Source organism: Pseudomonas sp. St316 (assembly GCF_018325905.1).
Taxonomy (GTDB): domain Bacteria; phylum Pseudomonadota; class Gammaproteobacteria; order Pseudomonadales; family Pseudomonadaceae; genus Aquipseudomonas.
Genome location: NZ_AP021901.1, coordinates 4,926,720 through 4,942,626 on the forward strand (window position 1 = coordinate 4,926,720; position 15,907 = coordinate 4,942,626).

Here is a 15,907-nt window from a genome sequence, read left to right on the forward strand (position 1 = left end):
CGAGCTTGCTCGCGATGACGGATTCACATTCAACATCGCTATTGACTGTCACACCGCTATCGCGAGCACGCTCACTCCCACATTGGATTGGGGGTGAAGACGATCAGTTGCCCTTATGCAACTTGCTCATCAACTCCGCCTCGGCCTGGGTCAGGCCGCAGGCTTGGGTCAGTTCGTCGATGCTGGCCCCCATGCCCACCAGGCGGGCGGCCTGGGCGAAGGACAGGCTGGAGGGGTCGCGCTGTTCCAGTTGGGCGAGCTTGTCCGGCAACGGCGCGACCACGGCACGCAGCTCATGGAGCGCTTCGCCCATGCGCACGGTGCCGTTCTGGTAATCGTCGACCCGCTTGGCCAGGTCCTTGATGCGCTGGTCGCGCAGCGCATCGCCCTGGGCCTGCTGAGCGGCGATCTGCCGCTGGCCACGTATGTACGACAAGAACATCGCCAGCGTGCCTGCCCAGAAAAGGAACAGGACAATGACTGCTACCTCAAGAATCAATCAGATACTCTCCAGTTCCGACCACTCTTCTTCGCTCATCATCTTGTCCAGTTCAACCAGAATCAACAACTCGTTGTTCTTGTTGCACACGCCCTGAATGAACTTGGCGGACTCTTCGTTACCCACGTTCGGCGCCGTCTCGATTTCCGACTGGCGCAGGTAAACCACTTCGGCGACGCTGTCGACCATGATGCCAACCACTTGCTTGTCGGCTTCGATGATGACGATCCGGGTGTTGTCGCTGATCTCGGCATTCATCAGGCCGAAGCGCTGGCGGGTATCGATCACCGTGACCACGTTGCCACGCAGGTTGATGATGCCCAGCACGTAGCTCGGTGCACCCGGTACCGGGGCGATCTCGGTATAGCGCAGCACTTCCTGAACGCGCATCACGTTGATGCCGTAGGTTTCGTTATCGAGCTTGAAGGTTACCCATTGCAGAATCGGATCTTCAGAACCCTTTTGAGACGACGCCTTATCATTCATACCCTGACCCCTCGAAAAACCGCCTGTGGCGGCGTGTATTCTGTCCGGCGACGCTGCGCGCCACCGGTTGTCTTATTTCGGTTTCTGGACCGGCTTCTTGCTGCCGCCCAGGTGTTTTGCCCCGCCGCTGGCGATCAGCTCCGCCAGCTCGGAAACGTCCAGCAAGGCGCACATATGCTCGATCACCGTACCGGCCAGCCATGGCCGTTGCCCTCGATGGCTGCGCCACTTGATCTCGTTCGGGTCCAGGCGCAGCGAACGGCTGACCTGATGCACCGCCAAACCCCACTCGTAACCCTGCACTGAAATCACGTACTGCAAGCCTTGGCGAAAGTCATCGCGATAACGGTCTGGCATGACCCAGCGCGCCGTATCCAGTACCTTCAGGTTGCCGGCCTGGCTCGGCAGGATCCCGAGGAACCATTCCGGCTGGCCAAACAACGGCGTCAATTCCTGCCCGGCCAGGGAATAAATCGATCCCAGGCATACCAGCGGCACCGCCAGGGTCAACCCGGCCACATCGAACAACAAACACTCGAACGGCTCGGCAGCCCAAGCCGGACGGTCGTCGCCCGGCACCGGTGGCGGCGGGTTGCTCGGCGGCAGGTGGATTTCCACCACCGGCGTCACCAGGCCCTGCAGCAACGGGGCAACGGTCGAGACCGGCGCCAGGATCGGCGCAGGCGCGTCCATGACCGCAACCTGGGGCTTGATAAACGGAGCCTCGACCGCTGCAGCCATTACTGATTGCTGTGCATCACGGGCCTGCTCCTCGAGCACGGCCGCCTGAAATTCATCCAGCACACCCTTGGCTTCGACAGGCTCGGGCAACGCCTCGATCACGCTTGGCTCTGGTGGCAATTCTTCGGTCGCTTCCTGCAACAGCCCATCCAGATAGGATTGCAGGGCCATTTGCGGACGCGAGGTTGTCTTTATCGGGCGGCTCATAGGAACAGTGCGCCACTTGAAGAGGTTATCGGCATGAATGCGGTAGGACTTGAGCGTTCGCAAGCGAACACAATGCCAGTGGAAAGCCTCGTCACCTTAAGCCACCTGCTGTGGAACGAGCTGCTGGGCCAGCAGATGCTTGAGCAGCGCCCGATACGCCAGCACGCCACGACTCTTGCCATCGAACTGCGAAGGGGTCACGCCGGCACGGCTGGCGTCCCGCAGGCGGGTATCGACGGGGATATAGCCCTGCCAGATGTCATCCGGGTACATGTCCCGCAACACGCGCAGGGTCCCCAAGGACGCCTGGGTGCGACGATCGAACAAGGTCGGCACGATGTTGAAAGCCAGCGACTGCTTACGCGAGCGGTTGACCATCGCCAGTGTATTGACCATCCGCTCCAGGCCCTTGACGGCCAAGTGTTCGGTCTGCACCGGGATCACCAACTGCTGGCTGGCGGCCAAGGCATTGACCATCAGCAACCCCAACAATGGCGGGCTATCGATGATCGCGTAATCGAAATCCTGCCACAGCTGCGCCAGACTCTTGGCGATCACCAGGCCTAACCCGCTCTGCCCCGGCGACTGTCGCTCCAGGGTGGCAAGGGCGGTGCTCGATGGCAGCAGGGAAATCCGCTCGTCGCTGGTGGACAACAGCAACTGCCCCGGCAGGCCCTCGGGCACCACGCCCTTGTGCAGGAACAGGTCGTAGTTGCTGTGCTCCAGGCTGTCCGGATCGTAACCGAAATAGCTGGTCATCGAGCCATGGGGGTCCAGGTCGACGATGACCACGCGCTTGCCCGCCTCGGCCAGCAACCCGGCTAAAGCGATGGAAGATGTGGTCTTGCCCACACCACCTTTTTGATTGGCGACTGCCCAGACTCTCATTCGGATCGTTCCTCCCGGCCGAAACAGGCTCGACCGAGAAATAGCTCGGTTATAAAGCGGGTGACGGAGAATTGACGGCACTCTGTCTTCCCGGCGACTTGACCGGAGCCGGTGCAGTTTGTGTGCCAGCCCGCTTCAATGCCGCATCCGGCGTTGCATTGGCCGTACCGGTACCGGTCAGGCTGCGACGCACATCGAGGTTGCGCGACACCACCAGCACCACCCGGCGGTTGCGCGCACGCCCCTCGGCCGTGGCGTTGTTGGCGACAGGCTGGAACTCGCCGTAGCCCACCGAGGCCAGGCGACCGGGGTTCACACCCTGCATCGCCAGCATGCGCACGATGCTCGCCGAACGGGCCGAGGACAGTTCCCAGTTGGTCGGGTATTGCGCAGTGCGGATCGGCTGGTCGTCGGTGAAGCCTTCGACATGGATAGGATTGTCAAAGGGCCTCAGGATCGCCGCCACCTTGTCGATGATATTGAAGGCCATGTCGCTGGGCATCGCATCGCCGCTGCCGAACAGCAGGCTGGAATTGAGCTCGATCTCGACCCACAACTCGTTGCCGCGCACGGTCATCTGGTTGGAGCTGATCAAGTCACCGAACGCGGCGCTGATGTCGTTGGCGATGCTTTTCAACGGGTCGTTGCCGCCGGCGATACCGGCATCGACCTGTTCGCTGTCCTTGATCAAGGGTTTGGCTGGCGTAGTGGTCTTGGGCCGCTCATCACCGATAGGGATCGGCTTGAGGGCGCGGTCGGAATCGGTAAAGACACCGATCAAGGCCTCGGAAATGACTTTGTACTTGCCTTCGTTGACCGACGAAATCGAATACATGACCACGAAAAAAGCGAACAGCAGCGTGATGAAGTCGGCGTAGGAAACCAGCCAGCGTTCATGGTTGACGTGTTCTTCACGATGCCTGCGACGTGCCATCTTCCATATCTCCCATCAGTCCATGAAGCCCTGGAGCTTCAACTCAATGGAGCGCGGGTTTTCACCTTCGGCGATCGACAGGATCCCTTCCAGCAGCATTTCACGATAGCGCGACTGGCGCAACGCGATGGACTTGAGCTTGGCCGCGATCGGCAGCAGCACCAGGTTGGCACTCGCCACGCCGTAGATCGTGGCGACGAACGCCACGGCGATGCCGCTGCCCAGTTGCGATGGATCGGCCAGGTTGCCCATCACATGGATCAGGCCCATCACCGCACCGATGATGCCGATGGTCGGTGCATAGCCGCCCATGCTTTCGAATACCTTGGCCGCTTCGATGTCGCGGCTTTCCTGGGTGTAGAAATCCACTTCCAGGATGCTGCGGATGGCTTCCGGCTCGGCGCCGTCCACCAGCAATTGCAGGCCTTTGCGTGAGTAGCTGTCGGGCTCGGCATCGGCCACCCCTTCCAGCCCCAGCAGGCCTTCCTTGCGAGCGGTCAGGCTCCAGTTCACCACTCGATCGATACCACCGGCGAGGTCGACACGGGGCGGGAACAGAATCCAGATCAGCACTTGCATGGCGCGTTTGAACGCGCTCATGGGCGACTGCAACAGCGCCGCGCCAATGGTGCCACCGAGCACGATCAACGCCGCCGGGCCGTTGGCCAGCGCGCCCAGATGACCGCCTTCCAGATAGTTGCCGCCAATGATGGCGACGAACGCCATGACGATGCCGATCAGGCTGAGCACATCCATTACATGCAGGCCTCGACCAGGTGTCTACCAATGTCGTCCAATCCGTACACCGCGTCGGCAAGATCAGCCTTTACGATGGCCATTGGCATGCCATAGATCACACAGCTCGCTTCGTCCTGGGCCCAGATGGCGCTGCCGCCCTGCTTGAGCAGGCGCGCGCCCTCACGACCGTCGGCGCCCATGCCGGTGAGCACCACCGCCAGAACTTTGTCACCGTAGGACTTGGCCGCGGAACCGAAGGTAATGTCCACGCAAGGCTTGTAGTTCAGACGCTCGTCGCCCGGCAGGATTTTCACCGCGCCGCGGCCATCGATCATCATCTGCTTGCCACCTGGCGCCAACAACGCCAGGCCTGGACGCAGGATGTCGCCATCCTCGGCTTCCTTGACGCTGATGTTGCACAGCTTGTCCAAGCGCTCGGCAAACGCCTTGGTGAACGCTGCGGGCATGTGCTGGATCAGCACAATGGGGGCCGGGAAGTTGGCCGGCAACTGGGTCAGGACCCGTTGCAGCGCCACCGGGCCACCCGTGGACGTACCGATAGCGACCAGCTTGTAGGCTTTGCGCTTGGGCGCCGGCGACGATGCGTTGGCGGCGGGCGCCGGACGAGCAGGAGCCGGTGCCGGAGCACTGCGTACCGGTGCCGGATTGAAGCTGCTCGACGACGTCGGCGCCGGGCTTGGCGCCACGACTGGAGCGGGTGCAGGTGCGGGTGCGCTGTAGGCACCGACACGCCGGTTGCTGCGGGAAATACTGTGGACCTTTTCGCACAGCAACTGCCGGACCTTGTCCGGGTTGCGCGAAATGTCTTCGAAATTCTTCGGCAGGAAATCCACCGCCCCGGCGTCCAACGCATCGAGGGTCACCCGGGCGCCTTCATGGGTCAGGGACGAGAACATCAATACTGGCGTCGGGCAGCGCTGCATGATATGCCGCACCGCCGTGATGCCATCCATCATCGGCATCTCGTAGTCCATGGTGATCACGTCCGGCTTGAGTGCCAGGGCCTGATCGATCGCCTCTTTGCCATTGGTCGCTGTACCGACGACCTGAATACTCGTGTCCGCCGAAAGAATTTCCGAGACGCGGCGGCGGAAAAACCCCGAATCGTCCACCACCAGGACTTTAACTACCATAAACACTCCGTTAGACGAGGCGCGGCCCTTGGCCACGCCCCTCCAGAATCAAATACGCCGGGCGGCGTAACGCTTGAGCATGCTTGGCACATCGAGAATCAACGCGATGCGGCCGTCGCCGGTGATGGTGGCGCCGGACATGCCCGGGGTGCCCTGGAGCATCTTGCCCAACGGCTTGATGACCACTTCTTCCTGGCCCACCAACTGGTCGACGACGAAACCAATCCGCTGGGTGCCCACCGAAAGGATCACCACATGGCCCTCGCCCTGCTCTACGTGAGCGGCGGAGCTGACCAGCCAGCGCTTGAGGTAGAACAGTGGCAGTGCCTTGTCCCGTACGATCACCACTTCCTGGCCGTCCACCACGTTGGTGCGCGACAGGTCGAGGTGGAAGATCTCGTTGACGTTGACCAGCGGGAAGGCGAAGGCCTGGTTGCCCAGCATCACCATCAGGGTCGGCATGATCGCCAGGGTCAATGGGACCTTGATGACAATCTTCGAGCCCTGGCCCTTGGTCGAGTAGATATTGATCGAACCGTTGAGCTGGGAAATCTTGGTTTTCACCACGTCCATGCCCACGCCACGGCCCGACACGTCGGAAATCTCGGTCTTGGTCGAGAAACCCGGGGCGAAGATCAGGTTGTAGCACTCGGTGTCGCTCAGGCGGTCGGCGGCATCCTTGTCCATCACACCGCGCTTCACCGCGATGGAACGCAACACGTTCGGATCCATGCCTTTGCCGTCGTCGGAGATCGACAGCAAGATGTGGTCGCCCTCTTGCTCGGCGGCCAGGATCACCTTGCCGCCGCGGACCTTGCCTGAAGCTTCGCGCTCTTCCGGCGACTCGATGCCGTGGTCGACCGCGTTGCGCACCAAGTGGACCAGCGGGTCGGCCAGGGCCTCGACAAGGTTCTTGTCGAGGTCGGTCTCTTCACCCACCAGTTCCAGGTTGATTTCTTTCTTGAGCTGACGAGCCAGGTCGCGAACCAGACGCGGGAAGCGCCCGAAGACTTTCTTGATCGGCTGCATGCGGGTCTTCATGACCGCGGTCTGCAGGTCCGCCGTGACCACGTCCAGGTTCGACACGGCCTTGGACATGGCTTCGTCCTGGCTGTTGAGGCCCAGGCGCACCAGACGGTTACGCACCAGCACCAGTTCGCCGACCATGTTCATGATCTCGTCCAGGCGTGCGGTATCGACCCGGACGGTGGTCTCGGCTTCGCTGGCCGGTTTTTCCGCAGGCGCAGCCGCGGCCGCGCGGGCTGGTGCCGGCGCCGCAGCAGCGGCAGGCTTGGCGGGTTCGGCCTTGGGTTCCGGTGCCTTGGCAGCGGGTTTGGGCACTGCCTTGGCCGCCGGTGCAGCCGCCGTGGCGGTGGCAGGCGCAGCAGAAGCGGTACCCACTTCGCTGAACTTGCCCTTGCCATGCAGCTCGTCGAGCAGTGATTCGAATTCGTTGTCGCTGATCAAGTCGCCACCTGCGACAGCGGCAGCGGGCTTGGCCGGTGTCGGCGCCGAAGCGATGGCTGAATCCAGCGCGTCAACGGCAAAGGTGCCCTTGCCATGCAACTGATCGAGCAAGGCTTCGAATTCGTCGTCGGTGATGTCCGAGCTGTCGCCCGCCGCTTTCGGGGCGGCCGGGGCCGCCGGCGGGACCGCGGCATCAGGCGCGAACTGGCCCTTGCCATGGAGCTGGTCGAGCAGTGACTCGAACTCGGCATCGGTGATTTCATCGCTGGCAGCCCCAACGGCGGCCGGCGCAGCGGGTGCAGCCGGAGCGACCGGTGCCTCGGCCTGAGCCTTGACGGTATTGAGGGAGTCCAGCAGTTGTTCGAATTCATTATCAGTGATGTCGCCCGATGCCTCGGCGACCGGCTCTTCAACCGCAGCCTCGGCAACCGGAGCCGCTTCATCAGCCGATTGCGGCTCGGCCAGACGCGACAGCGCAGCGAGCAGCTCGGGGGTGGCGGCGGTGATCGGCGAGCGCTCGCGCACTTCACTGAACATGCTGTTGACCGCATCCAGCGCTTCAAGCACCACGTCCATCAACTCCGAATCAACGCGACGCTCACCCTTGCGCAGGATGTCGAACACGTTTTCGGCAATGTGACAGCACTCCACCAGCTCGTTGAGCTGGAGGAAGCCGGCGCCTCCTTTTACAGTGTGGAAACCGCGAAAGATTGCGTTGAGCAGATCCGCATCATCCGGCCGGCTTTCCAGCTCGACCAATTGCTCGGACAGTTGCTCAAGAATCTCGCCAGCCTCAACCAGGAAATCCTGAAGGATCTCTTCATCGGCGCCGAAGCTCATTAATGGGGTGCTCCTAAAACAGGGCTAAAACTCAGAATCCAAGGCTGGACAGCAAATCGTCCACATCGTCCTGACCGGACACAACGTCTTCTCTTTTATCGGCATGAATTTGCGGACCTTCACCCTGAGAGAGATGTTTTTGTGGATCTTTTTCAGCAAGCATCGCTTCACGGTCGTGTTCGATGCCCGCAAAGCGGTCGACCTGGCTGGCCATCAACACCAGTTTGAGCAAATTGCTTTCCACTTCGGTGACCAGCTGGGTCACGCGCTTGATCACCTGGCCGGTCAGGTCCTGATAGTCCTGGGCAAGCAAGATGTCGTTGAGGTTGCTGGCGACGGCGCGGTTCTCGGTGCTGCTGCGTGTCAGGAAACCGTCGACCCGGCGGGCCAGCTCCCGAAACTCTTCGGCGCCGACTTCGCGCCGCATGAACCGACCCCAGTCGGTGCTCAAGGCCTGGGCTTCTTCGCTCAGGCCATTGACCAGCGGCGTTGCGCTTTCCACCAGGTCCATGGTGCGGTTGGCCGCAGCCTCGGTCAGCTTGACCACATAACCCAGACGCTCGGTGGCATCGGTGATCTGCGAGACTTCCTCGGCCTGCGGCATATGCGGGTCGATCTGGAAATTGACAATCGCGCTGTGCAATTCACGCGTGAGCTTGCCCACTTCCTGATACAGACCGCGATCACGGGTCTGGTTGAGCTCATGGATCATTTGAACCGCATCGCCAAAGCGACCTTTTTCAAGGCTGTCGACCAGTTCGCGGGCATGTTTTTTCAGGGTCGATTCGAAATCGCCCATTGAAGATTCGTTGTCCATAGCTCCCCCGTGGCGCCGTTAACCGATGCGTTCGAAGATTTTTTCGATCTTCTCTTTCAACGCCTGGGCCGTGAAGGGTTTGACCACATAGCCGTTTACACCGGCCTGGGCCGCTTCGATGATCTGCTCGCGCTTGGCTTCGGCGGTCACCATCAGCACCGGAAGGTGCTTGAGTTTTTCGTCGGCACGCACCTGGCGCAACAGGTCGATACCGGTCATGCCCGGCATGTTCCAGTCGGTGACCAGAAAATCGAAGTTGCCACTGTGCAACATCGGAAGCGCAGTGGTTCCGTCATCTGCTTCGGCCGTGTTGGTGAACCCAAGGTCACGCAACAGGTTTTTTATGATCCGCCGCATCGTTGAGAAGTCATCAACGATGAGGATTTTCATGTTCTTGTCCAATTCGACCTCCAAGCAGTCTTAAACGCGCCCAGCACCTGGACGCGCCATTTCAATCAATCCGGCACAACACTCGACAACGGTCTGGAGCACAACGGATGGAGACTGGCGCAGTACCTGCCAGGCCAGCCTCGTTCGCAGTGTCCCCACACTGCCTGTCAACGCGCTCGCCACTCCCCCAAACGCCCCCGCAAACGGGCCGCGCACTGGCTGTGTAACTGGCTGACCCGCGATTCGCTGACCCCCAGGACCTCACCGATTTCCTTGAGGTTCAGCTCTTCGTCGTAGTACAGCGCCAAGACCAGCCGCTCACGCTCCGGCAAATTGGCAATCGCATCCGCCAGCGCGCTCTGGAAACGTTCATCTTCCAGATCACGCGACGGCTCCATGTGAGCACTCGCGTTATCCTCGTGCAGCCCTTCATGTTCGCCGTCCTGCAACAGGTCGTCGAAACTGAACAGGCGGCTGCCCAAGGTATCGTTCAAAATCCCGTAATAATCGTCGAGACTCAATTGGAGTTCGGCCGCAACCTCGTGATCTTTAGCGTCACGCCCGGTTTTAGCTTCAATTGCCCGAATTGCATCACTGACCATGCGGGTATTGCGGTGTACCGAACGTGGCGCCCAATCGCCCTTGCGGACTTCATCGAGCATGGCTCCGCGAATGCGAATACCGGCATACGTCTCGAAACTCGCGCCCTTGCTCGCGTCGTATTTGTTCGACACTTCGAGCAGGCCGATCATGCCCGCCTGGATCAAGTCTTCGACCTGGACACTGGCCGGCAACCGCGCCAGCAAGTGATAGGCGATACGCTTGACCAGTGGCGCGTAACGCTCGATCAATTCGTATTGGGCGTCCCGTGCCGATTTTTTGTAGAGATGGTTGTAACCGCTGGCTGTCATAGCACGGGCCCTGCTGTTTGTTGCACAAGACGCTCGACGAAAAATTCCAGATGCCCGCGCGGGTTTGCCGGCAACGGCCAGGTATCGACCTTCTGGGCGATCGCCTTGAACGCCAGCGCGCATTTGGAACGTGGAAAGGCTTCATAAACGGCACGTTGCTTCTGGACAGCCTTGCGTACGCTTTCGTCGTAGGGCACGGCGCCGACGTATTGCAGGGCAACATCCAGGAAGCGATCCGTGACCTTTGTCAACTTGGCGAACAGGTTGCGTCCTTCCTGGGGGCTCTGGGCCATATTGGCCAGGACGCGGAAGCGGTTCATGCCATAGTCGCGGTTAAGCAGCTTGATCAAGGCATAGGCGTCGGTGATGGACGTCGGTTCGTCGCAGACCACCAGCAGCACTTCCTGGGCAGCGCGTACGAAACTGACGACCGAGTCGCCTATACCGGCCGCGGTGTCGATCACCAGCACATCGAGGTTGTCGCCGATGTCGCTGAAAGCCTGGATCAGGCCGGCGTGTTGGGCCGGCGTCAGGTGGACCATGCTCTGGGTGCCGGAGGCGGCCGGCACGATACGAATCCCGCCCGGCCCCTGTAACAGCACGTCGCGCAGTTCGCAGCGGCCTTCGATCACGTCCGCCAGGGTGCGTTTGGGTGTAAGCCCCAGTAGCACGTCGACGTTCGCCAGGCCCAGGTCGGCGTCCAGCAGCATGACCCGTCGGCCAAGCTCTGCCAGAGCCAGGGACAAGTTCACTGACACGTTAGTCTTCCCGACGCCACCTTTGCCGCCGGTCACCGCGATCACCTGTACGGGATGCATGCTGCCCATGTTCGTTCTTTACCTTGTCTTACTTAGACGGAGGCCACATTACTGGCTGCGCGTTCGCATACGGAACAATGCCTGGCAGACCATCGATGTAGGTACAAAAAATATTCATGATTACCTCAGCCGACCTGCTTGGTCGGGCTGTGGTAGATATCAGCGAACATATCAGCCATGGCTTCTTCGCTGGGTTCTTCCTGCATTTGCACACTCACGGCACGACTGACCAGTTGATGACGACGCGGCAGATGCAAATCATCCGGGATCCGCGGCCCGTCAGTCAGGTAGGCCACCGGTAATTCATGACCGATCGCCAGGCTCAACACCTCGCCCAGGCTTGCCGTTTCGTCCAGCTTAGTCAGGATGCAGCCGGCCAGCCCGCAGCGTTTATAGCTGTGGTATGCGGCGGTTAGAACCTGTTTCTGGCTGGTGGTTGCCAACACTAGATAATTTTTTGACTTGATGCCGCGTCCGGCCAGGCTTTCGAGCTGCATGCGCAGGGCCGGATCGCTGGCTTGCAGGCCGGCGGTATCGATCAGTACGACGCGCTTGCGCAGCAACGGTTCCAATGCCTGGGCCAGGGACTGGCCCGGATCCACATGGGTCACCGACACATTGAGGATCCGTCCCAGGGTCTTGAGTTGCTCCTGGGCACCGATGCGGAAACTGTCCATGCTCACCAGGGCGATGCTCTGGGCGCCGTACTTGAGTACGTAGCGGGCGGCGAGCTTGGCCAGGGTGGTGGTCTTGCCCATGCCGGCAGGACCGACCATGGCAATCACCCCACCCTCTTCCAGTGGCTCGACTTCCGGCGTGGCGATCATCCGCGCCAGGTGCGCCAGCAACATGCGCCAGGCCTGGCGAGGCTCTTCGATACCATTGATCAGCGCCAGCAGGTCCCGGGACAACGGGCCGGACAGGCCGATGCGTTGCAGGCGACGCCACAGGTTGGCCTGGGCCGGACGGCTGCCTTGCAGCTGATTCCAGGCCAGGGAGCCGAGCTGGACTTCCATCAGCTCGCGCAGGCTGTTGAGTTCAAAGCGCATCGAGTCCAGGGCGCGCGGATCGATACCCCGGGCAGGCGCTGCGGGCGCCGGCTCAGGACGACGCGGTTCGGCGTGGGCCTGCTCGATCAGCGGTTCGGCGGCGGTCAACGGCAGGCCGGCCGTCAGCGGCTGACCAGCGAACAATTGACGATTGGTGCCTGCCGCGCCCTCGCCTTCGCTGCTGCGCAGGCTCAGTTCGGCCTGGGCGCTGGCGATGCGCGATTGGGTCTTGCGCAGCTCGTCTTCGAGTTCCATGTTCGGAACCCGTGGAGCCAGCGCCGACAACTTGTAATCCAGAGCGGCGGTCAGTTCGACACCGCCAGCGATCCGGCGATTACCGATGATGGCCGCTTCAGCGCCCAGCTCGTCACGAACCAGCTTCATGGCCTGACGCATATCGGCGGCGAAAAAACGCTTCACTTGCATAAACCACTACCTCAGCCGTTGGGCCCTACTGTCGCAACGATGGTCACTTGCTTGTTGTCCGGTATTTCCTGGTACGCCAGCACATGCAGCCCCGGGACCGCGAGGCGACCGAATCGCGAGAGCATCGCGCGAATCGGACCGGCCACCAGCAGGATCACCGGTTGGCCTTGCATCTCTTGCCGCTGGGCTGCTTCGATCAGCGAACGCTGCAGCTTCTCGGCCATGCTTGGCTCCAGCAGAACACCCTCTTCCGAGCCTTGTCCTGCCTTCTGCAGACTATTGAGCAATATCTGTTCCAACCTTGGCTCCAAGGTGATCACAGGCAGCTCAGACTCAGTGCCTACAATGCTTTGGACGATTGCGCGGGACACGCCGACCCGAACCGCAGCCACCAGGGCGGCGGTATCTTGACTCTTGGAAGCGTTGTTGGCGATAGCCTCGGCAATACTGCGTATGTCGCGCACGGGCACCTGTTCGGCCAACAGCGCCTGCAGCACCTTTAGCAACTGCGACAACGAAACCACGCCCGGCACCAGCTCTTCAGCCAGCTTCGGCGAGCCTTTGGCCAGTACTTGCAGGAGTTGCTGGACTTCTTCGTGGCCGATCAGCTCGCTGGAGTGCTTGTACAGGATCTGGTTCAAGTGGGTCGCCACCACCGTACTGGCGTCCACCACGGTATAACCGAGGGACTGGGCCTGGGCCCGTTGGCTGATTTCGATCCACACCGCTTCCAGGCCAAAAGCCGGATCCTTGGCGGTGATGCCGTTGAGGCTCCCGTAGACCTGGCCGGGGTTGATCGCCAATTCGCGGTCGGGATAGATCTCGGCTTCGGCCAGGATCACCCCCATCAACGTCAGGCGATAGGCGCTCGGCGCCAGGTCGAGGTTGTCGCGAATGTGCACGGTGGGCATCAGGAAGCCCAGGTCCTGGGAAAGCTTCTTGCGCACCCCCTTGATCCGCGCCAGCAATTGACCACCCTGGTTGCGGTCGACCAACGGAATCAGGCGGTAGCCGACTTCCAGGCCAATCATGTCGATCGGGGTCACGTCGTCCCAGCCCAGCTCCTTGGTTTCCATGGCGCGGGCCGGAGACGGCAGCAGTTCCTGCTGGCGCTTGACCTCTTGCAAGGCCTGGACTTTCTGCACGTTCTGCTTCTTCCAGAACAGGTAGGCACCGCCTGCCGCCATGGCCGCCATGCTCAGGAAGGAAATGTGCGGCATCCCCGGCACCAGGCCCATCACCGCCATCAGGCCAGCAGCCACGGCCAGCGCCTTGGGCGAGGCGAACATTTGCCGGCCGATCTGCTTGCCCATGTCTTCGGAGCCCGAAGCGCGGGTCACCATGATCGCGGCCGCTGTGGATAACAACAGTGATGGCAATTGCGCCACCAAACCGTCACCAATGGTCAACAAGGCGTAGACCCTGCCGGCGTCGCCAAACGACATGTTGTGCTGGAAGATACCGACGGCCATGCCGCCGATCAGGTTGATGAACAGAATCAGCAAACCGGCGATGGCGTCACCGCGTACGAATTTGCTGGCACCGTCCATGGAACCGTAGAACTCGGCTTCCTGGGCCACTTCCAAGCGACGCAGCTTGGCCTGGCTCTGGTCGATCAGGCCAGCGTTGAGGTCAGCGTCGATCGCCATCTGTTTGCCGGGCATCGCATCGAGGGTGAAACGCGCGCTCACCTCGGAAATCCGCCCGGCACCCTTGGTCACCACGACGAAGTTGATGATCATCAAGATGGCGAAGACCACGATACCGACCACGTAGTTACCGCCAATCACCACCTCACCGAAGGCCTGGATCACCTTGCCGGCGGCGGCGTGACCGTCCTGACCGTGAAGCATGACCACCCGGGTGGACGCCACGTTCAGCGCCAGGCGCAACAGCGTGGCCACCAGCAGGATGGTGGGGAATACGGCGAAATCCAGCGGCCGCAAGGCGTAGACGCACACCAGCAGCACGACGATCGACAGGGCGATGTTGAACGTGAAGAACACGTCCAGCAGGAACGGCGGCACCGGCAGCATCATCATGGCGAGCATGACCAGCAGCAACAGCGGCACGCCCAGATTACCCCGGCTGAGGTCTACGACATTGCTGCGCGCGGTGCTGAGTAACTGAGAGCGATCCACCAATATTCCCCGTTCCTGTGAAGCAAACTTTTGACGCCCAAAGGGGGCGCAGACGGGGTATTGCAAGAAGCCTTCCAACTTTTGTCGAGGGCTGATTTGAGCGGGTTATGGGATTGGTCGACAGCATTCGGGCCAGCCACCGGAACCCGTGGGAGCGAGCTTGCTCGCGATGCGCCGACACATTCAACCTCATCGACCCAGGCAGACCGCTATCGCGAGCAAGCTCGCACACAGGCCCGGTGGTTGGGGGTGTGCACGCTTGCTCAGGAATCGCGGCGCAAATCCGGCGGGATCGGCAAGTCCTTGAGTGGCTCGGGGCGCTTGCCCTTGCCAGCGCGGTGCTGGCGGATCTGGTAGACGTAGGCCAATACCTGGGCCACGGCCAGGTACAGGCCGCCAGGGATCTCCTGATCGAGTTCGGTGGAGTAGTAGATCGATCGCGCCAGGGCCGGGGATTCGAGCAGCATCACCTCATTGGCCACGGCGATCTCACGGATCTTCAGCGCCAGGAAGTCACTGCCCTTGGCCAGCAACACCGGAGCGTTGCCTTTTTCGGGGTCGTACTTGAGCGCCACGGCATAGTGGGTCGGGTTGGTGATGACCACATCGGCGTCGGGGATCGCCGCCATCATCCGCCGCTGGGAGACCTCACGCTGCAACTGACGGATCCGCTGCTTGACCTCCGGCTTGCCCTCCGAGTCCTTGTGCTCGTCGCGCACTTCCTGCTTGGTCATCATCAGCTTCTGCTTGCTCTGGTACAGCTGGATCGGCACGTCGATGGCAGCGATCAGAATCAGGCCGCAAGCCATCCACAAGGTGCTCCAGCTCACCAACTGCACGCTGTGAATAATCGCCTGTTCCAGCGGCTCGTGAGCAATGCGCAGCAGATCGTCGATGTCGGACTGCAACACCGTCAGCGCGACGAACAGAACCAGCAGGAATTTGCCAAACGCCTTGAGCAATTCCATCAGCGCCGTGGTGGAAAACATGCGCTTGATGCCGGCGGCCGGGTTCATCCGGCTGAATTTAGGGGCCAGGCTGCCGGCGGCGAACAACCAACCGCCCAGGGAAATCGGGCCGATCACAGCGGCCAGCAGCAAGCAGATCAGAACCGGCTGCACCGCCAGGATCGCGATCTTGCCCGAGTGCAGTAGATGCTGGGACATGGCGTCCGTGGAGAGCAGCACCTCACGGGGCAAGGAGAAATTCAGGCGCATGATTTCCAGCAAGTCCAGGGCCAACCCGCCGCCATAAACCAGCAACCCGCCCGCCCCCGCCAGCATCACCGCCAGCGTGTTGAGTTCCTTGGAACGGGCAGTCTCACCCTTTTCCCGGGATTCGCGCAGGCGCTTTTCCGTGGGGTCTTCTGTCTTGTCCTGACCACTCTCGCTCTCGGCCATG

Annotated in this window: 15 protein-coding genes; all 15 read right to left on the reverse strand. The window is 61.3% G+C overall.

All coding sequences use genetic code 11. The features are described from left to right. Window positions 1-103: 103 nt before the first annotated feature. The 15 genes from KI237_RS21925 to flhB all read right to left on the reverse strand — a co-directional run bounded on the left by KI237_RS21925 (window position 104) and on the right by flhB (window position 15,906). Window positions 104-499, reverse strand: a complete 396-nt coding sequence (locus tag KI237_RS21925) for a DUF2802 domain-containing protein (protein ID WP_212797026.1) — start codon at window positions 497-499, stop codon at window positions 104-106. Continuing rightward, window positions 500-985: a chemotaxis protein CheW gene (locus tag KI237_RS21930; protein ID WP_003199144.1), complete on the reverse strand. Its 486-nt coding sequence runs from the start codon at window positions 983-985 to the stop codon at window positions 500-502. Window positions 986-1,057: 72 nt separating this feature from the next. Then, window positions 1,058-1,933 carry a CheW domain-containing protein gene (locus KI237_RS21935; RefSeq protein ID WP_212797027.1) on the reverse strand — a complete coding sequence of 292 codons (876 nt, stop codon included), beginning with the start codon at window positions 1,931-1,933 and terminating at the stop codon, window positions 1,058-1,060. Window positions 1,934-2,029: 96 nt separating this feature from the next. Then, complete coding sequence (locus KI237_RS21940) at window positions 2,030-2,821, reverse strand: ParA family protein (protein WP_212797028.1); 792 nt, start codon at window positions 2,819-2,821, stop codon at window positions 2,030-2,032. A 49-nt stretch (window positions 2,822-2,870) separates the two neighbouring features. Further along, complete coding sequence (motD, locus tag KI237_RS21945) at window positions 2,871-3,755, reverse strand: flagellar motor protein MotD (protein WP_212797029.1); 885 nt, start codon at window positions 3,753-3,755, stop codon at window positions 2,871-2,873. 15 nt (window positions 3,756-3,770) lie between these two features. Then, the gene (locus KI237_RS21950; RefSeq protein WP_063322393.1) at window positions 3,771-4,511 is read right to left on the reverse strand and encodes a flagellar motor protein; all 741 of its coding nucleotides are present in this window, start codon (window positions 4,509-4,511) and stop codon (window positions 3,771-3,773) included. Beyond that, complete coding sequence (locus KI237_RS21955; RefSeq protein ID WP_212797030.1) at window positions 4,511-5,647, reverse strand: protein-glutamate methylesterase/protein-glutamine glutaminase; 1,137 nt, start codon at window positions 5,645-5,647, stop codon at window positions 4,511-4,513. Before KI237_RS21955 ends, KI237_RS21950 begins: the two co-directional genes overlap by 1 nt. Before the next feature lie 48 nt (window positions 5,648-5,695). Further along, window positions 5,696-7,954 (reverse strand): chemotaxis protein CheA, encoded by a 2,259-nt coding sequence (locus KI237_RS21960; protein WP_212797031.1) that lies wholly within the window; start codon window positions 7,952-7,954, stop codon window positions 5,696-5,698. Window positions 7,955-7,985: 31 nt separating this feature from the next. Next, a complete protein-coding gene (locus tag KI237_RS21965; RefSeq protein WP_212797032.1) occupies window positions 7,986-8,771 on the reverse strand; it encodes a protein phosphatase CheZ in 786 nt (261 codons plus the stop codon). An 18-nt stretch (window positions 8,772-8,789) separates the two neighbouring features. Beyond that, complete coding sequence (locus KI237_RS21970; RefSeq protein ID WP_003199125.1) at window positions 8,790-9,161, reverse strand: chemotaxis response regulator CheY; 372 nt, start codon at window positions 9,159-9,161, stop codon at window positions 8,790-8,792. A gap of 167 nt (window positions 9,162-9,328) precedes the next feature. Continuing rightward, window positions 9,329-10,072, reverse strand: coding sequence for an RNA polymerase sigma factor FliA (fliA, locus tag KI237_RS21975; protein ID WP_014337177.1), 744 nt, complete (start codon window positions 10,070-10,072; stop codon window positions 9,329-9,331). After that, window positions 10,069-10,899, reverse strand: coding sequence for a flagellar synthesis regulator FleN (fleN, locus tag KI237_RS21980; RefSeq protein WP_003184001.1), 831 nt, complete (start codon window positions 10,897-10,899; stop codon window positions 10,069-10,071). Before fleN ends, fliA begins: the two co-directional genes overlap by 4 nt. Window positions 10,900-11,015: 116 nt before the next feature. After that, on the reverse strand, window positions 11,016-12,365 hold the full coding sequence (gene flhF / locus KI237_RS21985) for a flagellar biosynthesis GTPase FlhF (RefSeq protein ID WP_212797033.1): 1,350 nt from the start codon (window positions 12,363-12,365) through the stop codon (window positions 11,016-11,018). Between the two features lie 11 nt (window positions 12,366-12,376). Then, entirely contained in the window at window positions 12,377-14,506 is a 2,130-nt protein-coding gene (flhA, locus tag KI237_RS21990) for a flagellar biosynthesis protein FlhA (protein ID WP_212797034.1), read from the reverse strand. A 263-nt stretch (window positions 14,507-14,769) separates the two neighbouring features. Then, complete coding sequence (flhB, locus tag KI237_RS21995) at window positions 14,770-15,906, reverse strand: flagellar biosynthesis protein FlhB (RefSeq protein ID WP_212797035.1); 1,137 nt, start codon at window positions 15,904-15,906, stop codon at window positions 14,770-14,772. Window position 15,907: the final 1 nt, after the last annotated feature.